Genomic DNA, 22,749 nt, shown 5'->3' on the forward strand with positions numbered 1-22,749 from the left:
AATAATAGATAAATCAGGTGAGATATTATGAATAATTTAACGCCTAGACAACAATTCATATTAAGTACAGTATTAAATGAAGGAACTTTTAATATAAAACGGCTTCATAAAGATCTTGACATAAGTGAGAGAACTATTTTAAGAGAACTTTCTTCTATTAATAAAAGATTAAAGAAGAATAGTATAACTATATTTAATGACGAAAATATGAATTTAAGTATTTCAGGTAATAAAGAAAATATAGAGGAGATAAAGAAATCATTAGATATGGTTCCGATTCCTTGGCTATTAAGTAAAGAACAGAGACAAATAGTTATCATATGTGAACTATTAGTTAGTAATGAGCCACTAAAAGCTTCGTACTTTTGTCATAAGTTCAATGTTGTAATGGGGAGTATAAGCCTTGATATAGACAACATTGAAGAAAGGCTAATATCTAAGAATTTATGTGTGATTAGAAAGCGTAGCTATGGGATAAGTATTCAAGGATCAGAGTGGAACAAGAGAAATGCATTAGTGGAGTTATTCTTTGATTTTAAACCTTTTGAAGATTTAATAGCTTTTCTTTATGATGAAAAAGTTGATCCGATAGTTAAAACTTTGTTTAACATTGTTTTTGGGAATGAAGCTATCCAATTAGTAAAGGATATATTAAAAGATATAGATTTTGACTATCTTAAAGGAAATGATGTCAAATACTTTAGTTTGTTTATCCAAGTATTGCTATCTATAAAAAAGACAAAAAATGGAGAAATTATATATTTACCTCAAGAGATTAAAAATAGTATATTATCTTTAGAGGAATATAGAAAAATACAATATTTAGGTAACCTATTACAAAAGAATAATATAGATATATGTGAAGATGAACTTGTTTACCTATGTTTATATTTAAGTGATTACAAGTACTTTTTTAACAACAAGCATCTTATAGAATCAGATATTAACTATGAGAACATTGCTAAAGAAGTTACAGAGGAAATATCAAAAAAGATATATGTTGATATTACTAAGGATGAGCAGTTAATAAGAGATTTGACTCAGCATTTTAAACAAACATTTTATATGTTAAATTTAGGATTGAAAGTTATAAATCCTTTGATTAATGAAATAAAAGAACATTATTCAGAGTTATACAAAATTATAAAAAATACTTGCAGATTAATATTCTCTAGGTACAATTTTAAGATTCCTCCAGAAGAGGTTGGATATATAACAATGCATATTGCTGTTGCAGTGCAAAAGCAGCAGGCGATGTCAAAGAATATAAAAGCACTTGTTTTATGTCCAAGTGGCATAGGTACTGCAAGAATACTTTGTAGTAAAGTAAAGTCCATATTTAATGAAATCAATGTTATTGATGTAGTATCTTTACATGACATTAATAGTATAATTGATAAAAATAAATATGATTTAATCCTATCCACTGTTCCTGTGAACTTGAAAACAAAGCATAACCTGATTGTTGTTTCTCACTTTATGACTGAAGTAGATATAGAGAATATAAGTAATTTTATTTCTAACTTTAAAGCTAGTAATAATGAAAGAGAACTAGAATTATTTGCTCAAACAAAAGACAATACAGTGACAAATCATGAATATGAATTAGCCAATACGATGGTTAAGAATTTTCAGCTAAAAAAATCAGATAGTGATTCATTTATTAATCTAATAAATTATATAGTAGATGATATTCACAAGATTGATATTGGAACAGATAAAGAAGTAATAAGGGATCTTATATTTAAGAGAGAGGAAAATGGAAATGTTGTAATTCCGGGAACTCATGTAGCCCTTATACACACAAGAAGTGATACAATAACTGCTCCATTTGTAGGAGTGTATAGAATAAATAAACCTTTATCTATGAAGAGTATAGGATTTTCCACAGAAGATGTAGATACCTTTATAGTAATGTTTGCAAGAAATACTGAAAGTAATTATATACTTAAGATTCTTGGAAAAATAAGTGTTTCATTAATAGAAAAGAAAGAATTTGTTGAAATGCTAAGACTAAGTAACACTATAGATATTAGAGATTATTTAATTAATATTATAAATAACGAGGAGGAAGACTAATGGAAAAAGGAATTTTAGTAAAAGAAGGAATAGTATTAAATGTTGCGTCAGAATCTAAGGACAAGGCGATAGAAAGAGTTGGTAAACTTTTAATTAATGGGGGATACGTTAAAGACAATTATATAGAGGGAATGAAAGCTAGAGAAGAAGAAGTTACAACTTACATGGGAAATGGTGTTGCTATTCCTCATGGTATGAATGAATACAAGAAAGAAATACTTGAAACAGGAATAGTTATAGCTCAATATCCTAATGGTGTAGATTTTGGTGAAGGCAATACTGCTTATATAGTAATAGGAATAGCAGGAAAAGGCGATGAACATATGGAGATATTATCAAAGATAGCTTTAACTATTCAATATGAAGAAAATGTTGAAAGACTTAGAAAAGCAAAGACACCAGAAGAAATAATGGAGATTATAGAAGAAGGAGAAATGTAATATGAAAGCAATTCAATTCGGTGCAGGAAACATAGGAAGAGGATTCATAGGTGCATTACTTTCAAAAGCAGGATATCACGTAGTATTTGCTGATGTAAATAAAGAAGTAATTGATAAAATCAATGAAGATAAAAAATACACAATACATGTAATGGATGTAAATTGTGAAGAAATAGTAGTTGAAAACATAAGCGGAGTTATTTCTATAAACGATGAAATTTTAAATGAAATAAAAGAAGCTGAAATTATAACAACAGCAGTAGGTCTTGTTGTATTACCAAGAATAGCTCCAACAATAGCTAAAGGAATACAACTTAGAAAAGAAGCAGGAATCAAAACACCATTAAATATAATTGCATGTGAAAATGCAATAAAAGCAAGTTCTCAATTAAAAGCAGAAGTTGAAAAATGCCTAAGCGAAGAAGAAAAAGCTTATTTAGAAGAATTTGTTGGATTCCCAGATTGCTCTGTAGATAGAATTGTTCCACCAGTTAAGAGTGAAAATATTCTAGATGTAGTAGTTGAAAAATTCTATGAATGGAATGTTGAAGAAAAAGCATTCAAAGGAAGTATTCCAGCAATTGAAGGAATGAATTTAGCAGATAATTTAATGGCTTATATAGAAAGAAAGCTATTCACATTAAATACTGGTCATGCAATTACAGCATATATAGGAAATTTAAAAGGTTATGGAACAATAGATGAAAGTATAGCTGATGAAAAAATATATAATGTTGTTAAGAAAGCAATGACAGAAAGTGGAATGGGCTTAGTAGAAAAGCATAAATTTGATAAAGAAGCTCACTTCAAATATATAGATAAGATTATTGGAAGATTCAAAAATCCTTACTTAAAAGATGATGTATCAAGAGTTGGAAGAGAACCACTTAGAAAATTAAGTGATAGCGACAGATTAATAAAACCATTAATGACTGCTAGAGGATTTGACTTAAGCGTTGACAATTTATTACTAGGAGTAGGTGCAGCATTACACTACAATAATCAAGAAGATACACAAAGTGTAAAACTACAAGAATTAATAAAAGAAAAGGGCGTAAAAGGAGCTATAGCAGAAGTTGCTAATATCGATGATAATGACTTATTAGAAAAGATAGAAAAGGCATATAATGACGTTTTAGCAATATAGAAAGCTCATTTAAGGTGGATAATTATCCACCTTAAATATTTTATTAATAATTTTTAGTGATTTAACATATTAATAATTAATTATCTGAAGATGATTTTGTAACCAAAAAGTAATAATAAAATATATATATAAATATAGACAATTGAAAATAATATGATAAAATAGTCAAAGAGGCATAAATAAAGAAAACAGAGGTGATGAATGGAGAAGAAAGAAATTCTTAAAATCAATAAAAAGCGCCAGGACTAAGTGGAATTTAGTTGAAAGTGAATTTTTACAGGGTTGGTTTTTATAAAAGGAATTTAGTTAATAGTAAGCTTTGATATAAGCTACGCGAATAGCTAATGAAATCTTTTTAAAGGAAACTCGACTCACGTTCGTTCGCTGAGTAAATTCAACTATCCAAATCGAAGATTTGGAGTTTCATTTACGTCGACGAGGTTGGGGAGTATCGAAACTTCGGCGGGTGCCCCACGGTATCGCACTACCGTAAACGACTGGTAAAACTGTGAAGTGATTCACAGGACAAATTCAGTCTGGTGTTAAAACCTTTGTTTTAATTTTAATTTCTAGGATTACTATGCCCTTTTATAATTGTGCTAGGAATGAAGTTAAAAGAAGAATTAAAATTAAATATTATATGAAAAAAGAGAGGAAGAATAAATATGTGCGGAATAGTTGGATATTTAGGAAGTAGATCAGCAAAATCTTTTTTAGTAGATGGATTATCAAAGTTAGAGTATAGAGGATATGATTCAGCGGGTATTGCAGTTGTTAATGATGGTAAAGTAAGTATCGAAAAGCATAAAGGTCGTCTTACTAACTTAACTGATAATTTAGGACAAGGCAAAGCTGAAGGAACACTTGGTATCGGTCATACTAGATGGGCAACTCATGGAGAGCCATCAGATATTAATTCACATCCACACCAAAGTTCAAAGGGAGATATTACTGTAGTTCATAACGGAATTATAGAAAACTATCTAGAACTTAGACAATGGCTTAAAGGAGAAGGATACGAATTTGTATCTCAAACAGATACTGAAGTAATACCAAATTTGATTCATTACTATTATGAAGGAGATCTTTTTAAAGCAGTAGTTAAAGCTACTGAAAGATTAGAAGGAAGTTATGCCCTAGGTGTAGTAACTGGAGCAGAACCGGACAAGCTAATTGCAGTAAGAAAAGATAGTCCGCTAATTGTTGGTTTAGGACAAGATGAAACATTTATTGCTTCAGATATTCCAGCGATAATAAGCTATACAAGAGATATCTATCTTTTAGAAGATAGAGAATTTGTTGTTATAAGCAAAGATGGCGCTAAAATTTTAAGCGCTGATGGAAGTGAAATAAAGAAAGATGTTTTCAAAGTAACTTGGAATGAAGATGCTGCTGAAAAGGGTGGATATGATTCATTCATGTTAAAGGAAATCAACGAACAACCAAAAGCTATTAGAGATACAATGGCATCAAGATTGTCAATGAGCCATGATATCACTTTTGGAGACTTTAAGTTATCAAAAGAGGATCTTAATAATATAGATAGAATCTTTATAGTAGCTTGTGGAACTGCATATAATGCAGGACTTATGGGAAGAGTAGCAATTGAAAAATTAGCAAGAATTCCAGTTGAAGTTGATATAGCATCAGAATTTAGATATAAAGACCCATTAGTAACTGATAAATCCCTTGTAATAACATTAAGCCAATCAGGAGAAACTGCTGATACATTAGCGGTTCTTAGAGATTGTAAGAAAGCTGGAGCTAAAACTTTAGCTATAACAAATGTTGTAGGAAGTACAATTTCTAGAGAAGCTGACGACGTACTATATACAATGGCAGGTCCAGAAATTGCAGTAGCTTCTACTAAAGCATATACAACACAAGTTGTTGTTATGTATATGATGGCAATGTATTTCAGTGAATTAAAGGGATTAATGACTAAGGAATTAGAAAAAGAATTAAAAGAAGCATTATTATTAGTACCTGAAAAAGTTCAAGTAATTTTAGATAAAGCAAGTGAAGTAGAAGAAATTGCAAATCTTTTAACTGATGAAACAGATGTATTCTATTTAGGTAGAGGTGCGGACTATGCATTATCTATAGAAGCATCGTTAAAGCTTAAAGAAATTTCATATATCCATTCAGAAGCATATGCTGGTGGAGAATTAAAACATGGAACAATTGCTTTAATTGAAGAAGGAACTAAAGTAATAGCATTATTAACTCAAAAATCATTAAGAGAAAAGATGGTAAGTAATATAGTTGAAGTTAAATCTAGAGGAGCAGAAGTAATTGCAATTGCTTACGAAAATGATGTATTAGATGAATCAATTTTCGATAAAGTAATTAGAATTCCAGAACTTCTTAACTTAGTTTCACCAATAGTTGCTGTAGTTGCATTACAACTTTTAGCTTACTATACAGCTAGAAATAAAGGTTGCGATATAGACAAGCCAAGAAACTTAGCTAAATCTGTAACAGTAGAATAAAGTCAGAGTATTTATAATAAAGTCGTATCAAAAATAATTGAATGGTAATACTAAGCTTGATGTTTAGTATTACCATTATTTTTTATTTATGATACAAAGTTCTCTCTAATAAGAAATAAAAGCTGATTTTATGATTAGCCCATTGGAATGATATTTGTATCATTGTACAATATAATTAGATACCAAAACATAATAGGTAATAAGCAGGGGAATGGAAAATCCAAGTGGATTTATCTACACTCCTTTTTTATTGTAGGCAAAAGATTACATAGATTGTTTCTTCGTCTGCATAGGAGATATTTTTTTATGATTCTTAAAAATTCTGCTGAAATAATTAGAATCGCTAAAGCCACAGCTCACCGCTATTTCTGTAATGTTAAGGTCGCTGTTTTTTAAGAGATCAAAAGCCTTATTTATTCTTAAATTGTTTATATAATCAATCGCGGACATACTTGTAATTTGTTTGAAAAGCCTGCAAAAATGGCCTTTGCTAAATCCAGCAATCTTGGAAAGTTTCTCAAGATCTATTTTCTCAGTAAAATTGTTTTCAATATAGTCTATCACATCTTTAAAACGCTGCAGTAGAAGCATTTTAGATTTTAATTCACTCTCGTTGTAGATTTTTTTTATATAACCTCTGAGTAATATTACAATAAGATCATAGACCTGTGATTTAATGGCCAATTCAAATCCAATTTCTTTCGTAAAGTATTCGTGAATCATTCGATTCACGCACCTTAATAAGCTTTCATCGTTTCTAACCACGTTTTCAAATAAAATCAAATTCTGAGATAATGGGGTTAGAAATTGTGCCTGTATGGAATCAGCTTTATTACTGTAAATGAAAGTTAAATCTATTTTGATCAGATATAGAGTTAAACCTTCGCTAATACTTTCAATATAATGCAATTCTTTGCTGTTTATAATCACAAAGTCATTGTCACTTACCTCAAATTCCTTTGAATTACACCTTATGACAGCATTTCCACGTGCACAATAGAAGAATTGAATCTGATCGTGCCAATGGCTACTAAGAATAATGCCAGGTGTTTCATATTCTTCTCTTTTTATCTTGATAACTACGTTTTCGTTTGACATATCATCATAATGCAGAGTATTATCAGCCAATTTTTACACCTCCTAATGTTAATATAGTGCTAAATGTGATCAATATAGTCCATGAATATGCTATGAATTGTTGATATAATAATAACAGCTAAAGTTGATTATATCAATATAATGCTAAAATATCAACTGAGATTATAAGGAGTGCATAGAACATGAAAGTATTATTGGTAAACGGTAGTCCGAATGAAAAGGGCTGCACTTATACAGCACTTATGCAAGTAGCTGATACCTTGGAAAAAGAAGGGATTGAAAAAGATATTTTTTGGATTGGCAATAAACCTCTGTCTGGGTGTATTGATTGTAAGACTTGTATGAAGAAGAAAAAATGCGTTTTTGACGATAGAGTCAATGAATTTCTAGAAATTGCAGCAAGTGTCGATGGATTCATTTTTGGTTCACCAGTGCATTTTGGGTCCGCGGGAGGTGCAATTACTTCCTTTATGGACCGCGCATTTTTTGCAGACATGGTTGCTGATAGACAGTCTTTTTACTTGAAACCTGCTGCGGCTATTGTTTCAGCCCGAAGAGCAGGAACAACTGCAGCCTTGGATCAGCTCAACAGGTATTTCTCTATTTCAGCAGAGATGCCTATTATCTCCTCGCGTTATTGGAATTTAGTCAACGGTTCTACGCCTGAAGAAGTGAAAAAAGATTTAGAAGGTATGCAGACAATGCGAGTGCTAGCAAAGAATATGGCGTGGTTTCTCAAGTGCAAGGAGGCTGGCATCAAAGCTGGTGTGCAATTCCCTGTGAGAGAAGAAGACATCTTCAATGATTCTGATGGCTCATCCCAGACACCACACGAATGGATGAATCGAACGGAGTAAGATTTACCTTGCATCTGAAGAAAAGTATTTTTTTAGCTTAATTTAATCTTACATCTGTCTATGGCAAGAGAGTATCGCAAAATTATTTAATACTGAAAATTAATATAAGCAAATTGCTTACTTACGTAAAAATGTATACTTTGATTGAACTTTATTTAAAATTTAACTCTTAGTATGTTGAAGGTACTAAGAGTTTTGATTAAACTTTGTTTAAAAAACTATACAATTGTTTTTCGGTTTCAAGCTATTTGTAAAGAGTATTTTGAGCAGACTTTATTTAAAAGCTACATTTATATTAAGCATGAAGAACTCAGGTCTAATCCTGAATCTTCATGCTTCTTTTATTTTCACAACTAATTATAGTAAAGAATATTTAGTGGGGATCAAGATTGAAGATGTTTCGTCTAAGGGAAGGGGGCAGGAATAAAAGTAGCAAGAGCGGCAGACAAAATTAATCTTTATTCAGCATTCCTACATATCCACTTTTAAAATAGGCTCTAAATAAATAAGACATTTTCTCTGAATCTGGAGTACAGTTTGACTTTAACCACCAATCAATAGTACCGATTAAAGCATTAGCGGTAAATAAGAACGCCATTTCTTGTATCTCCGGGGAGCAGTCTTTATCGCTTACAAGAAAAGAGCTTCGCAATTTTTCACGCTCTCTTAACATTGAGATGATGTTGCTGCGCAGTCTAGACATAAACCATATGTTACATGAATCATCCAGCATTGCCAGATATAATCGCTTGTTTTCAGCAAAGTGATCAAATAGTTTCACCCAGGGATCAGATCTTTGGTCTTCATCAAGATTCTTAAGGCTTTCTTTAGGCGGACCTAAATCTTTCTTCATTTTTTCCATTGCATCTTCAAAAATTTTTAGTACAACGTCGTATTTATCTTGATAATACCTATAAAAGGTAGAACGATTAATCATGGCTCTATTAGTGATATCACCAACTGTAATGTTATCAAAATGTTTTTCAAAAATAAGATCAATAAGTGCATCTCTTATTTGCTGATGTGTCCTTTTTGTTCGAATATCATGTTTATTCTGCAACATTTTCACTCCTTTGTTGTATATAAAACAAACTATAAGTATTGTTGGTTGAATACAAATCTGTATCTGATATATTTTAATTATAGCAACAATATGTTGCATAAACAATAAATGCTGTAAAGGAGAATGAATATGAATAATTTAATTTTTAAAGATGATCAATTCGCATCCAAGGTATTGGGACTTCTTGGAGACACTGCTTTCAAAGCTGCTGATATAGGAGAGGTGGTTTCAACAGCAGAAAAAATTAAAGAAGGAGATTATGAGAGCTGGTGTGAAGAATGGACAAAAACAGCCAGGCGTTTGCAAAAAGTTGCAGAGGATAGCTACTCAGATGGCCACTTGATAAGTGCAAGAAAAGCCTATCTTAGAGCTTCTAATTATTATAGAATTGCAGAATTTTACCTTCATGAAAATCCAGAAGACCCAAAGATAGAGGAATTATATAATGCAAGCCTAGATTGCTTTTCTAATGTTATGAAACTTAATAAGCCTGTTATTGAAGAAGTGAAAATCTCCTATAAAAATACAACACTTACAGGACATTTTTATAAATTAGAGGATTCGAATGAACCAAAACCAGTTTTAATTGCTATGACTGGCTTTGATGGAACAAAGGAAGCATTTTACGGAATGGCAATGGATGCACTTGAACATGGTATGCATTGTATTACCTTCGAGGGACCAGGACAAGGAGAGGCCGTACATAAACAACAACTATTTTTCAGACATGATTACGAGAAGGTTATAACCCCAGTGGTAGACTATCTGCTTACAAGAAAAGAAGTAGACTCAAAGAAGATTGTCTTATGGGGACAAAGTTTAGGCGGGTATCTTGCTCCTAGAGCTGCAGCTTTTGAACATCGACTTGCAGGCTGCATAGCAAATGGAGGAGTATATGACTTTTTAGGAGGATTTACAAGTATCTTTAATATGCCAAGAGAAGAATTTTTAAATTTTGCACTTTCTGATTCAGAGGGATTTAATAAAGCCGTCAGGGAAAAAATGGAATTAAACTCAAAAGTAAAATGGAGCTTTTCACATGGAATGTATGTATTTGGTGTAAATACCCCTGCTGAATTCATTCTAAAGGTTGGAGATTTTTATATGAAAGGATTAGCAGAAAAAATACAATGCCCTACCTTAATCGTTGATTCGGAAAATGATAAGCTGCTTAGAGATCAAGCAAAGCAGTTGTATGAAGAAATTATCTGCCACAAAGATTTTATTTTATTTACAGCTGAAGAAGGTGCTGAATTCCACTGCCAAGCTGGAGCTAAATTAATTGCAAATGAACGTATTTTTAGTTGGATTGAAAAGATTCTTAAGGGTGTATAGAAACACAGGATTTAAATTTTTATATTTATAAGGAGAGATGAAAAATGTCAAAAGTAGTTATTTTTAAAGGTAGTCCAAGAAAGAATGGATATACTACAAAATTATTAGATCAAGTAGCAAAAGGAGCCAAATCTAAAGGTGCTGAGGTTATTGAATTTGATTTAAATAACACTGGAATCCGTGGATGTCAAGGATGTTTTTATTGTCGTACTCATGATGGCTGTGCTGTTAATGATTATTTACAACCAATGTATAAAGCTATTGCTGAGGCAGATGCTATTGTATTTGGTTCCCCAATATATATGTTTCAAATTACAAGTCAGGCAAAAACTTGGTTAGATCGTACGTTTCCAATGGTTGAAGAGCTTCCAAATAAGTTTATTCCTAGACATCCAGGTAAAAAGTTAGTAACTGTATTTGCTCAAGGAAGCTTAGATCCTAAAAAAGGTGCAGAAGCCATTAAATATGTTAATAATATTTTTGACGTATTTGGTTGGAAATTAGAGGATTGTATCCACTACTGTGGAACTGATGATGAAGTTTTTAATGAGTTATCTTTAAGAGCATTTAAAGATGGAGAAAATTTGGCTTAACAAAATGCATTTTAAAAGTTTAACTTTTGTGTCTAAGATATTCACATAACACCATCATGCAGGAAGAGAATTTGCCATATAGTCAGCTGCCATAATAATGTGATTGCTAGCTGTATTGGAAAAAAGGTGGTTTTCATATCAAAACCACCTTTTTGGATGTTATTTTTAAATTAAAAATAGTTTACTACATTAATCTAGATTATAGATAGAAGATCTAGATGGTGGCTTTATTGCTAGTATTTTTACTAACATAAAGATTGCGCGATGCTCCTAGACCGGCCAATAAGCATAATCCGGCAGCACAGATTAAGATAATAAGTGGCAACGTCCAGTTGTTAACCGCATCATGCAGAAAACCAAAAAGTATCGGCCCGAAAGCAGCGAGTAAGTAGCCTCCTGATTGAGCCATACCGGATAGTCTTGCTGCCTCGTCTGCATTTCTTGTACGAGAGCTGAAAAATATAAGAGCTAAGCAAAAAGTAAGAGCTCCGCCAATACCTAATATAATCATCCATAGTGCTGTAAGCTCTGTTTCTCCGAGGAATATTCCCAAAAGCCCTACCAAAACACATAGGGAAGCAGTGATAACTAATGGACGTTGATTAGCCTTGCGCCCAGCAAGTACAGAACCAACAAACGATGTAGGAAGAGATACCAGTTGGTAAAGGGAGAGCATCCATCCTGATTTGTTTGAATCCATACCTTGATGAACTAAAATAGCTGGTAACCACGCAATCATGCAATAGAGTAGCATAGACTGTAATCCCATATATACTGTCACTTGCCATGCTAAAGGAGATTTCCAGAGATTAATCTTATTAATACTAGTACTATTTGCCTTAACGATCTCCATTTCATCTTTTTTTTCGTGGACGTCTTTGGCTTTTGTTCTAATGCCACTATGAACCGTTCTTTGAACAATAGATAGTTTTTGTTTTCTTCGTATAATTTGAGGCATCCAGAGGACAATGGATAAGAAACTAAGTGAAGCCCAAATGCTTAAGGCTACTCCCCATCCTAATCCTGATTCTGAAGCAACGGGGACACTGATACCGGATGCTATAGCGCCAAAAAGGCCCATAGAAGCAGTATAGATACCCGTCATTACACCGATCCGCTCAGGAAATTCATGTTTTATTAAGCTGGGAATTAGCACATTACCTACAGAAATGGATAATCCAATGATTACTGTACCAAGAAACAGTCCTAAATCTCCAAACAACGAACGTAATATAATTCCCAAAGTCAGGAAAATAAGTGACCAAAAAAGCACTAACTTAGTGCCAAATTTTCGCGCCAAATTTGGAGCGAAAGGTGAAAATCCTGCAAAAGCGAATAATGGAAGTGTTGTAATCATACCCGCTAATGTATTTGAAATATGTAAGCTTCTACGAATTTCATCGATCAACGGGCCAACTGCTGTTAAAGGTGCACGCAAATTCGCTGCAGTAAATGTAATTCCGATTATCAGTATTATTTGTATGGATCTTCTTGAATGCGGATGTGGGTTTTGTGTGTGTTCATTACGTAATTGATTCATTTATATAGTTTCTCCTTAAAATTATCATATGTTTATACTTGATTTAAATATTTTTTTAGAGCAAAAGTAGCTTCATCACTGATAATATGCTCAATTTTGCAGGCATCTTTACTTGCTGTTTGCTCATTAACATTGCAATAGGCAATTAAGAATTGTTTTATTAGCTGAAACTTAGCTATAATTATTTGGCCTTGTTTACGTCCTTCATCAGTGAGATGTATTTTTCCACCTAAGGGCTTAACAACTAATCCGGCCTCTTGCAATATAGCCACAGTATTGTTAATACTTGGCTTTGAAAATCCTAAATAAGCAGCAAGGTCAATCGAACGTACCGATTGTGTTTTTTCAGATAACTTATATATGGCTTTTAAATATTCTTCTTTTGAAGGACTAAGTTTTTTCTGCGAATAACTCCTATTTTGATACATCACTGATCCCCCTTGCATTAATTATAGATTAAAGCGTATTGGTGGCATACACTTTGGTATAATTCCTCATTTGTCTTATTTTTTTAGAGCCCATCAAATTTATTGTTTTCCAATTTGCTATTGGAAAGATTCGTTGGTGTAAATATCGGACATTCATATGGATAAGAACCAAAGAGAACGCATGAGGATAAAGAAGTATAGATAGCCCATAAACTCATTTCAGCAGTCCATAAACCTCTTTCATCAGCATCAAGTGTTTTAGGTTTATGCTTTCTCTTACTTACTTTACTATTATCAAAACTCAGAAATGACTTTAATAATTTTTTCTTTTTCATACTATTTCCTCCTAACTTAATTGTGATGAAAAAGCGTATAGCATACATACACATGTATAAAATTTTAATTGAAAAACTTAATTTTGCTTATTATGAATGAGAAAAATTTCAATTCACGTTTGGAGGCATTTTGTGGTTCATATCCAACTATATTTGACACAATAGAATGGTAGTTCACATAGTTAATATGAGTTTCTTGCTTTGATTATAGATAAAGGGTGTATGGTTGCCATATGCCTGGGGATAATTGTTTATATATTCACTTACATATTTTACTATTATCAGAAGTCATATCTGACCTCTGATAATTTTCTCTTTTTGATATTAGCATTTTCTAGCTTAAATTATAATGAAAATTAACATAGCAGCTATACACTTGCGTAAAGTATTTATTCATCAAAGTTTTCATTAAAAGATTTAACTTTGTTTATCATAGACGATAAAAAATTTGACAAAAATTCTAATTCATATTCGGAAGCATTTTCTAGCTCATCTTCAAACATACTGTTTAAAATAGAATGATAGTACATATGGTTACTATGAGCTTTTTTACCTTTTTCACTCAGGCTCAGCGAATATCTAGATAAATTAAGATTATCAATTTCCTTTACAACCAGAGCCTTTCTCTCTAGCTTTTTGAGGATTTCGGAAACAGACCCTTTTGTTACTCCTAGAATATCTGCTAATCCACCAACATGAATACCAGGATGTTCAGCAATGGCCTTTATTATATGAATTTCAGAGTGAAAAATCGGTACATCAGTTCCGAAATAGCGCGTCTTTTTATCAAGATCGATTAAGGAAAATGCTAAATCAAGAGAATCATATGCAATTTTATGTTTGTTATTTATATATCTATCCATGTCAATAGTATATGGCTGCCATACGCTTTTGTCAAGTGACTGTTGAATTAATATTTCTTATATCGTAACAAAATGATATATAGTAGGCTAAAGGATAAAAAAGCCATTTTTACAAAAAGGCAAAAATGTGGCTGTGACATCATTTCTATAAATATTAAGCATGCATAAGTTCGTGTAAGTAAATTTCATGCATGCTTATATTTATATATTAATAGAAATTTAATATAAGTTTATATATCGGCAATTACTCTGCAAGAGAGACCAGAGAAGCCGCTCATGTTTGTAGGGAAAGTATATACTTTGAAAGATTTTTTAGGAGCTTCTTTTAATAATAAATCTAAATTAACAAGATTTTCAATGATGAAAATCCCCTTTTCTGCACAATGTAAATCAATGCGATAATGATCCTTAGGTTTCTTAGCTCCTGACATATCTACCCCTATAAAACTTACCTTCTTACCAATAAGATAATCTACCAGCTCATCAGATAATTCGATGTATGTTGAAAAATATTCTTTTGTACCATAGTCATATTGTTTTAATATTCCTGAATGAAATAATACAAAATCATTCTCTTTTATGTCTCTTAAATCTAAATCTTTTAATTTTACTTCGCCAGTTTTTATATGGCTTATATCAAATATTTTACCGTTTGTAATAATATTATCTAGTGAAAATTCTCCATTCATTACATCTAGGTGAGTTCCTACATGCCCAGATCTCTCGGCTGCTTCGTTAGTAGCTTTAACAGTAGATAATATTTCATCTAACATTTCCTTTTTAATTTTAAAACTTAAATCAATTTTCATTTTATAACCTCCAATATATTTGAATAGTTTCCCGGGAAACAACATCATAATATCATAATATTATTTCCTCGTAAACTATTTTTTGAAAATGATATTGAATATGTGCATGATAACAGTTATAATATAGTTGTTTCCAAAGAAATTAATTTTAAAGGGAGATTACAATTATGAACAAAGAAAATGCAAAATTTGAGATGGATTTAACAATAAATAAGCTTGTAACAGCTTTTGAACATATAAATAATTCAATGGACAGTCACGGGGATGAAATAAAAAATTTGCTAATCCAATATAATCATAAGGATCTTTATGATATGGGTTTAATGCTTTCGGAAATCCACGTAATTGATTGTATTGGAAAAAATCAATTAATTAATGCAACATTTATATCAAAAGAATTAAATATGACGAAAGGTGCTATATCTAAGATTACCAGTAAGTTGCTAAAGAAAGAGTTGATAAAAGGAAATCACCTGGAAAATAATAAAAAAGAAATTTATTATACACTGACAGCACTAGGCAAAGAAGTTTTTAAAGTACATGAAATACTTCATAAAATTGAGAGCGAGAAGTTTGTGAAAATATTAAGTAAATATGATAAAGAGGAACTAAGTATTATAAGTAGTTTTTTAGATGATTTAATAAGCGAGCTTTAAGGAGGCGAAGATAATAATGCAAGAAAATAATAATTTAATAAATAATGGAGAAACTCAGGCAAAAGAATGTATTGAAACTATATCTAATTTACTAAATGAAGTGAGAGGAAATATAAGTTTCTCAGAGGAAGTAGCTAACAGAGGAGATGAAATGAATAGTTTTATTGAAACATTTGAAGAACTTTTAGCTCATACAAAATTTATAGAAAATATATCATCTGAGATAAATAATGTTGCGTCTAGAACTAATCTGCTAGCACTTAATGCATCAATAGAGGCTGCAAGAGCAGGTGATGCTGGAAGAGGATTTTCGGTAGTGGCAGATGAAGTTAAAAAGCTTTCTATTGGCACAAAAGAATTGGTTTTAAGTATGAATGATACACTGAAAAAGATGTATTGTTTAACTGAGGATGCAAATGATGAAATAGAAAAATTAAAGAATCGGTTAAAAAATATTCAGCAATCTAGAAATAACTTTTCTAAATTAAGTAATGAAATAGATATTATAGTTAGTAAATTTGATGAATTGAGAAAAATGGCATATTAATTAGTATATTAAAAAATATTTTGATAGAGCTTTATTCCAAACATATATAGCATGAAGAAATCAGGTTTAATTCTGAATCTTTATGCTTATTTTATTTTCGAAACCAACTATAGGAAGCATAATATATGATAATTTATAGATTTCAAAAAAGTTCTATCAGGTTAAAAGAATTCGAATTAAAATTAGAATCTAAACAATGTTATATATAATAAAGTAAGAGACAAAATATTTAAATTTAGATTTGGCAATTTGGTTTTATTTATATTTTTATTAAGAATAATTATAGGTTATTAGCATAAAACGGCTGTTTTTTAGAATAAAAAGAAAGTTTTTGATAATTTAAACTTAGTACCAAAAAGTTTACGTTTAATGCATAAATTTGTATGATTAGAGAAAATGCTATTTAATTAATTACAATATTGTGAGAATATGTAATTGTAAATAATCTACAATTTAAAGGGGGAGAATAACCATGAAAAAAAACTTAATAGCTAAAATCACTTTAGGAGCATTACTATGCGCTAGCATTATACCAGCAGCAGCTAGCACACATTATAAAACTTTACCATTAAATAGCTCAAATGCAATACTCCAACCACATCAACAAGTAACTGATATGGGATACCGCGCAAAAAATCATGATGATAAAGAGGTAGCAATTTTAGCAAAGAGCATGCAAGGTACAACAAAAGTTGATATGCGTGCATTAGATGCTAATGGAAATTCTGTTTTGGATTGGAAGAGCATTAGTACCTATTCAGGTTGGCAAAATTGTACCATTCATCCTGTTGACGGAACAGTAATCCAAAAGGGATCTCCAATAGATATGCAACTTCGTGATCATTATGATCATAAAACTACTAGCTATATCACTGATGGAGAATTAGACTATCAATAAACAATTTAATTGTGAAAAGAGAGCTTAAAAGCTCTCTTTTCACAATCAAATGGGAGGAAAAAAATGAAGAATGAATTAAAAATGGAATTTAGCAAATGTTTAAATAGTAAGAAGTTTAAATATTGTTTTTCTATTTTATTTGGGTTAACAATTTTATCATATGCAATGTTATTTAAACAAACATTTCAGCGCAATTCATTACAATTGGGAAAGACGACAGATTACAGTATGATAATTAGCTCTAGTGATATAAGAACTATATTTTTAACATTTGTATTAATTGCTCCGTTAATATGTACCTTAATGTATAGTGATTCTTTTATAGAGCAGAGAGAGAATAACATGTATTCAATTTTTTTAATGAGATCAGGTAAGAAAAAATATATAATAGCCAAAACAATTACAATATTTACAGTTACATTTGTTTCTATATTTTTTATACTTGGATTTAATGAAATATTAACATGGATATCAATACCTGATGTAGGCATCAATAATGGACAACCTGCATACTTAATAATTCAAAATAATAAACCAGAGTATTTTTTACAAGATATTTATGATAGATTTCCGCACTTATATAATTTTATTATTATTATTATTACCGCATTATTTTGTTCAATATCCTCATTAATAGCATTTAATTTATCAATGATATTTAAAATAAATAAAATAATAATGGTTATTATAACATTTTTAATAGTTAATGCGACTGAAATGTTTTTGCCTGATGATTATCAAATGCAAATGTATATTCAAACTTGGCCAGCTGAGTTCAAAAAATTTTTAATTGTATTATCTATTTGGCTGCTACTAACAGCGATTACCTTTGTAATAGGAATAAAGAAAGAAATTATTTAGTTATAAAAAGAAAGGAAAGCATATAGTTTATGAGCACATATTTAAAGAAAGCGTTATTAGATATTAAATCAATCTTTTTATTTCTATTTATATTTGCAATTTTAATATATAATTTTTCAATAGGTACAACTGCGAATTATAGTAATTTCGATATTTATGATATCGGAGTAGGCTTTTTCAGCAGAATAGGAGCAATCATGTTAGCATACTTACTATTGCTGAGTATACTTATAGATTATTATGATAAAGATTATATAATAATTAGATTTCAAACTATAGAGAAATGGAGATTGTCCATAATAAAGAACCAAATATTCCTAGCAATAATTTTTACACTTATATTGAATGTAATACCAGTAATATATATAGTCTTAAATTCATCTGTTATAAAATATGACAATTGGAAGATGTATCTAGCAATTAATACAATAACTCAAGCTGCTGCATTTATGTCAGTAGGCTTTTTTGCTACATTAGTGTATTTCAAAACATTGAATTTAAAGTTTGCTATAACAATTCCTTTCATAGTATATTCGATATTAAACTTAATTGATAACTTTCTATTGAATCAATATCTTAATATTTCTGCAAGCTTTTCAATACCTTGTGGCTCTAATGATTTTATTATTTATGAAGTATGTAGGAAAACATTAATTATAGCATTGATTTTTTATATTATATCTACATCAATTAAGAAAAAAAGAGATATGTTTAATTTTGAAGGTTAGTAGGAGGAGTTATGAGTTACATTGAATTAAAGAATGTTAGTAAAGTAGTAAAAGATTCTAAAATTTTAGATAGCATAAGTTTATCTTTAGAAAAAGGAAAAATTTATGGATTTCTAGGAAGTAATGGATCAGGGAAGACTATGTTATTTAGAACTATCTCAGGATTAATTAGACCAACAAGTGGAGAGGTCTTAATTAATGACAAAGTGATTGGAAAAGAAATTGATTTTCCTGAATCATGTGGTATAACTATTGAGAATACAGGGTTTTGGAATGATCAAACTGGATTTGATAATTTGAAGAATATAGCAAGTATAAAGAATATAGTGGACGATAGAGCTATAATGGAGTCAATGGAAAGAATAGGGTTAAATCCCCAAGATAAAAGAAAATTTAGAAAATATTCATTAGGAATGAAACAAAAATTAGCTTTAGTACAAGCATTTATGGAATCTCAAGATCTTATTATATTAGATGAACCTACTAATTCTCTGGACGAAGAGTCAGCAATCAGAGTGAGAAATATATTAAGAGAAGAAAGGAGCAGAGGAGCAACTATTTTAATAGCTAGTCATATTAGTGAGGACATTGATAGGTTAGCTGATAAGAAGTTTAAAGTTGATCTTGGTAGAGTATATGAAATTTAAATCAGAAAAAAATTTATTTTATCTTATTATATTCCTAATAATATGTATAGGCATAATATCATCATTAATATTAAGATCATCTATCATCAATTATGATTATAATAAATTTCTCTCAGAAAAGAATCAATATTCATATTATCCGTATAAAGATTTAAGATATTCAGGTGGTGTATTCACAGATATAAGCGATGAAAATAATATTGATATGAGTAATTTTTCAGATTATATAGTAGAAGGAGTTGCAACAGGTGAACATGAAATTTTAGATAGTGCGGTTTTGACTCAGATTAAGATCACCAAAGTTATCAAGGGGAATATTAATAAGGAAAGTATTTATATTTATGAACCTGTATCTATAGAAATAGGTGGAAATCATTCCAAACAGCTTGAATCTATGTTAGGTTACAATTTAATTAAAAATGATGAAGAGTATGTTTTCTGCATAAACGATTTTTCTAATATTGCAGATCATGCTTACACAGATAAAGAGAAAAATTCATACATATATAAGAACCCACTTTTAGGGAAGTTCCCCATAAAGAATGATAGCTCGGATTTTAGAATTGTAGAGGAAAATGAATTCGATAATAATATCAACTATAATGAGTATGCAAACTATGAACAAATATTTTCATCTAGAAAAAGTATGGATACCTATTTTAAATGTAAGGAACAACTTATTCAGATAATAAACTAATAATTCCAATATAATAGGTATAAATATTAATTATATAAATTTTAAATTTGATCCTATAGGATAGATAATTTTATAAAAGTCTATCCTATAGGCTATTTTTTTGAGGACTAATCATAAATTATTTTTATAGAAATTTATGAACCTAAAATTCACATGATAAATATACAAAATATAATAGAAATATACAATCGGTTTGAATGTAAATTGATATAATAAGGCTAAATCGAAGATATTACTCATGGGTATAAAAATAAATAATTTATTTAAGGTGGGAAATTATATGTTAGAAAAAAATTTAAACGAAATCTTAAAGAAAAGGTTTAATAAGATAGTGAGAGAAGCGAGTAATGAAGAAATCTATTTAGCATTATTAGAATTAACAAAGGGAACAATCAAGAAAAAGAGTGTTAATAGAGGGAAGAGAAAATTATATTATATTTCTGCTGAATTTTTAATTGGCAAATTACTATCGAATAACTTAATTAATTTGGGTCTTTATGAAGATGTTAAAGATGCTTTGACTAAGAATGGTAAGGAGTTAGCTGAAATTGAAGAAATTGAATTAGAACCTTCGCTAGGAAATGGTGGACTTGGAAGATTAGCAGCTTGCTTCATAGACTCTATTGCAACTTTAGGATTTAATGGAGATGGTGTAGGACTAAACTATCACTTTGGATTATTTAAACAAGTTTTTGAAGATCATAAGCAAAAAGCTGTTAAGAATCCATGGATAACAAGTGAAAGTTGGTTAAATAAATCTGATATTAAGTTTGAAGTTCCATTTGCAGGATTCACAGTCATTTCAACTCTTTATGATATAGATGTAACTGGCTATGATCAAGAAGTATCAAATAAACTTCGTCTATTTGATGTAGATACAATAGATGAAACTTTAGTTAAAGAAGGAATTGATTTTGACAAAGAAGATATTAAGAAGAACTTAACATTATTCTTATATCCTGATGATAGTGATGAGGCTGGACGCTTATTAAGAATATATCAACAATATTTCATGGTTAGTAATGCTGCACAATTAATATTACTTGAAGCAGATGAAAATGGGTATGATCTTCATAAATTACATGAACATGTTGTTGTTCAAATCAATGATACGCATCCATCTATGGTTATTCCTGAATTGATAAGGCTGCTTGGAGAAAGAGGTATACCTATGTCAGAAGCCATTGAAATAGTATCTAAGACTTGTGCTTATACAAACCATACAATATTAGCAGAAGCTTTGGAAAAGTGGCCTATAGCTTATTTGCAAAAGGTTGTTCCACACTTATTACCAATTATTAGAGAATTGGACAATCAGGTTAAACTTAAATTTAAAGATGAAAAAGTAGCTATTATAGATAAAGATATGAGAGTGCACATGGCTCATATGGATATTCACTATGGATATAGTGTAAATGGTGTTGCTGCTCTCCATACTGATATCTTAAAAGAAGAAGAGTTAAAGCCATTCTATGATATATATCCAGAAAAATTCAATAATAAAACTAATGGCATAACCTTCAGAAGATGGTTAATTCATTGTAATAACAAACTTGTCAGCTATATTTCAGAACTTATCGGAGATGGATATAAGAAAGATGCTGCTAAGCTAGAAGAATTAGCTAAGTTCATAAATGATAAAATAGTGTTAAGTAAGATTGGAGAAATTAAAAAAGAAAATAAGATTGCATTAAAGGAATATTTAAAAGAAACACAAGGAGTAGAAATTGATGAAAATTCTATCTTCGATATTCAAATTAAAAGACTTCATGAGTACAAGAGACAACAAATGAATGTACTTTATATTATTTATAAATATCTGGATATAAAGAAGGGGAATAGGCCAACTACACCTATAACAATGATATTCGGAGCTAAGGCTGCACCAGCTTATGTAATTGCACAAGATATAATTCATACTATTCTTTGTCTACAAGAAATAATTAATAATGATCCAGAAGTTAATAAATATCTAAAAGTTATTATGGTTGAAAACTATAATGTGACTAAGGCTTCTAAGTTAATACCTGCTTGTGATGTTTCAGAACAAATCTCGCTTGCATCTAAGGAAGCATCAGGTACTGGTAACATGAAGTTTATGCTAAATGGTGCATTAACTCTAGGAACTGAAGATGGAGCTAATGTTGAAATTCACGAATTAGTTGGAGCTGAAAATATCTATATATTTGGTGAATCTTCTGAAAAAGTTATCGAGCATTATAAGAATGCAGATTATGTTTCTAATGAATTCTATAAAAAGCCAGAAATAAAAGAATTGGTTGACTTTATCATAAGTGATGAAATGATAAAAGTTGGGGATGAAGAAAATCTTACAAGACTTCATAAAGAATTAGTTAATAAGGATTGGTTCATGACTTTACTTGATGTTGAGGATTATATAAACACAAAAGATATGGTATTTAAAGATTATGAAGATAGAGAAGATTGGAACAAAAAAGTGTTAATGAATATTAGCAAAGCGGGATTTTTCTCTTCAGATCGTACAATTGCTCAATACAATGAAGATATTTGGAAGCTATAATTTATAAATAGAATAATAATTTAGTTTAAGTGGTATCTATCCCGGTTAGCAGCAAATTTAACTGATAAGAAAGACTAAAAATTTGAGAGTTCAA

22 protein-coding genes are annotated in these 22,749 nt (G+C 30.3%); 15 read left to right on the top strand and 7 right to left on the bottom strand.

The genetic code is table 11. From position 1 onward, the window contains the following. The first annotated feature begins 27 nt into the window (after positions 1 to 27). From L3B96_RS22445 to glmS, 4 genes are all read left to right on the top strand, one after another. Positions 28 to 2,079, top strand: coding sequence for a PRD domain-containing protein (locus tag L3B96_RS22445; RefSeq protein WP_238900626.1), 2,052 nt, complete (start codon positions 28 to 30; stop codon positions 2,077 to 2,079). Continuing rightward, complete coding sequence (locus tag L3B96_RS22450) at positions 2,079 to 2,519, top strand: PTS sugar transporter subunit IIA (RefSeq protein ID WP_011967596.1); 441 nt, start codon at positions 2,079 to 2,081, stop codon at positions 2,517 to 2,519. Before L3B96_RS22445 ends, L3B96_RS22450 begins: the two co-directional genes overlap by 1 nt. A gap of 1 nt (position 2,520) precedes the next feature. After that, positions 2,521 to 3,666 carry a mannitol-1-phosphate 5-dehydrogenase gene (locus L3B96_RS22455; protein ID WP_238948632.1) on the top strand — a complete coding sequence of 382 codons (1,146 nt, stop codon included), beginning with the start codon at positions 2,521 to 2,523 and terminating at the stop codon, positions 3,664 to 3,666. Between the two features lie 665 nt (positions 3,667 to 4,331). Further along, positions 4,332 to 6,158 carry a glutamine--fructose-6-phosphate transaminase (isomerizing) gene (glmS, locus tag L3B96_RS22460; RefSeq protein ID WP_238948633.1) on the top strand — a complete coding sequence of 609 codons (1,827 nt, stop codon included), beginning with the start codon at positions 4,332 to 4,334 and terminating at the stop codon, positions 6,156 to 6,158. Positions 6,159 to 6,422: 264 nt separating this feature from the next. Here glmS and L3B96_RS22465 read toward each other — a convergent pair whose 3' ends face one another. Continuing rightward, a complete protein-coding gene (locus tag L3B96_RS22465) occupies positions 6,423 to 7,286 on the bottom strand; it encodes an AraC family transcriptional regulator (RefSeq protein WP_238948634.1) in 864 nt (287 codons plus the stop codon). 152 nt (positions 7,287 to 7,438) lie between these two features. Here L3B96_RS22465 and L3B96_RS22470 point away from each other — a divergent pair, with 152 nt between their 5' ends. Next, on the top strand, positions 7,439 to 8,113 hold the full coding sequence (locus tag L3B96_RS22470) for a flavodoxin family protein (RefSeq protein WP_077830226.1): 675 nt from the start codon (positions 7,439 to 7,441) through the stop codon (positions 8,111 to 8,113). Between the two features lie 451 nt (positions 8,114 to 8,564). Here the strand turns inward: L3B96_RS22470 and L3B96_RS22475 are convergent, their stop codons facing one another. Further along, positions 8,565 to 9,176, bottom strand: coding sequence for a TetR/AcrR family transcriptional regulator (locus L3B96_RS22475; RefSeq protein ID WP_238948635.1), 612 nt, complete (start codon positions 9,174 to 9,176; stop codon positions 8,565 to 8,567). 129 nt (positions 9,177 to 9,305) lie between these two features. Here L3B96_RS22475 and L3B96_RS22480 point away from each other — a divergent pair, with 129 nt between their 5' ends. Together L3B96_RS22480 and L3B96_RS22485 are read left to right on the top strand one after the other, a co-directional pair. Further along, positions 9,306 to 10,511 (top strand): alpha/beta fold hydrolase, encoded by a 1,206-nt coding sequence (locus L3B96_RS22480; RefSeq protein WP_238948636.1) that lies wholly within the window; start codon positions 9,306 to 9,308, stop codon positions 10,509 to 10,511. 44 nt (positions 10,512 to 10,555) lie between these two features. Then, positions 10,556 to 11,104, top strand: a complete 549-nt coding sequence (locus L3B96_RS22485; RefSeq protein WP_238948637.1) for a flavodoxin family protein — start codon at positions 10,556 to 10,558, stop codon at positions 11,102 to 11,104. 214 nt (positions 11,105 to 11,318) lie between these two features. Here L3B96_RS22485 and L3B96_RS22490 read toward each other — a convergent pair whose 3' ends face one another. The 5 genes from L3B96_RS22490 to L3B96_RS22510 all read right to left on the bottom strand — a co-directional run bounded on the left by L3B96_RS22490 (position 11,319) and on the right by L3B96_RS22510 (position 15,079). Continuing rightward, complete coding sequence (locus tag L3B96_RS22490) at positions 11,319 to 12,644, bottom strand: CynX/NimT family MFS transporter (protein ID WP_238948638.1); 1,326 nt, start codon at positions 12,642 to 12,644, stop codon at positions 11,319 to 11,321. A 32-nt stretch (positions 12,645 to 12,676) separates the two neighbouring features. Beyond that, positions 12,677 to 13,072 (bottom strand): metal-dependent transcriptional regulator, encoded by a 396-nt coding sequence (locus L3B96_RS22495; protein ID WP_238948639.1) that lies wholly within the window; start codon positions 13,070 to 13,072, stop codon positions 12,677 to 12,679. A gap of 83 nt (positions 13,073 to 13,155) precedes the next feature. Continuing rightward, positions 13,156 to 13,407 (bottom strand): hypothetical protein, encoded by a 252-nt coding sequence (locus L3B96_RS22500; RefSeq protein WP_238948640.1) that lies wholly within the window; start codon positions 13,405 to 13,407, stop codon positions 13,156 to 13,158. Between the two features lie 389 nt (positions 13,408 to 13,796). After that, a complete protein-coding gene (locus L3B96_RS22505) occupies positions 13,797 to 14,270 on the bottom strand; it encodes a MarR family winged helix-turn-helix transcriptional regulator (protein ID WP_077830008.1) in 474 nt (157 codons plus the stop codon). Positions 14,271 to 14,500: 230 nt separating this feature from the next. Next, on the bottom strand, positions 14,501 to 15,079 hold the full coding sequence (locus L3B96_RS22510) for a cyclase family protein (RefSeq protein ID WP_238948641.1): 579 nt from the start codon (positions 15,077 to 15,079) through the stop codon (positions 14,501 to 14,503). Between the two features lie 167 nt (positions 15,080 to 15,246). Here L3B96_RS22510 and L3B96_RS22515 point away from each other — a divergent pair, with 167 nt between their 5' ends. From L3B96_RS22515 to L3B96_RS22550, 8 genes are all read left to right on the top strand, one after another. Then, the gene (locus L3B96_RS22515) at positions 15,247 to 15,735 is read left to right on the top strand and encodes a MarR family transcriptional regulator (protein WP_171787341.1); all 489 of its coding nucleotides are present in this window, start codon (positions 15,247 to 15,249) and stop codon (positions 15,733 to 15,735) included. A gap of 16 nt (positions 15,736 to 15,751) precedes the next feature. Then, positions 15,752 to 16,282, top strand: a complete 531-nt coding sequence (locus tag L3B96_RS22520) for a methyl-accepting chemotaxis protein (RefSeq protein WP_017209764.1) — start codon at positions 15,752 to 15,754, stop codon at positions 16,280 to 16,282. 472 nt (positions 16,283 to 16,754) lie between these two features. Further along, on the top strand, positions 16,755 to 17,180 hold the full coding sequence (locus L3B96_RS22525) for a hypothetical protein (protein ID WP_017209763.1): 426 nt from the start codon (positions 16,755 to 16,757) through the stop codon (positions 17,178 to 17,180). Positions 17,181 to 17,243: 63 nt separating this feature from the next. Next, complete coding sequence (locus L3B96_RS22530) at positions 17,244 to 18,041, top strand: hypothetical protein (protein WP_238948642.1); 798 nt, start codon at positions 17,244 to 17,246, stop codon at positions 18,039 to 18,041. Positions 18,042 to 18,070: 29 nt separating this feature from the next. Next, positions 18,071 to 18,769 carry a hypothetical protein gene (locus L3B96_RS22535; protein WP_238948643.1) on the top strand — a complete coding sequence of 233 codons (699 nt, stop codon included), beginning with the start codon at positions 18,071 to 18,073 and terminating at the stop codon, positions 18,767 to 18,769. An 11-nt stretch (positions 18,770 to 18,780) separates the two neighbouring features. Then, positions 18,781 to 19,416 carry an ABC transporter ATP-binding protein gene (locus L3B96_RS22540; RefSeq protein ID WP_238900638.1) on the top strand — a complete coding sequence of 212 codons (636 nt, stop codon included), beginning with the start codon at positions 18,781 to 18,783 and terminating at the stop codon, positions 19,414 to 19,416. Then, positions 19,406 to 20,113 (top strand): hypothetical protein, encoded by a 708-nt coding sequence (locus tag L3B96_RS22545; protein WP_238948644.1) that lies wholly within the window; start codon positions 19,406 to 19,408, stop codon positions 20,111 to 20,113. Before L3B96_RS22540 ends, L3B96_RS22545 begins: the two co-directional genes overlap by 11 nt. Before the next feature lie 280 nt (positions 20,114 to 20,393). Continuing rightward, positions 20,394 to 22,655 carry a glycogen/starch/alpha-glucan phosphorylase gene (locus L3B96_RS22550; protein WP_238948645.1) on the top strand — a complete coding sequence of 754 codons (2,262 nt, stop codon included), beginning with the start codon at positions 20,394 to 20,396 and terminating at the stop codon, positions 22,653 to 22,655. Positions 22,656 to 22,749 lie beyond the last annotated feature (94 nt).

The organism is Clostridium sp. YIM B02569 (assembly GCF_022320765.1).
Lineage (GTDB): Bacteria > Bacillota > Clostridia > Clostridiales > Clostridiaceae > Clostridium > Clostridium beijerinckii.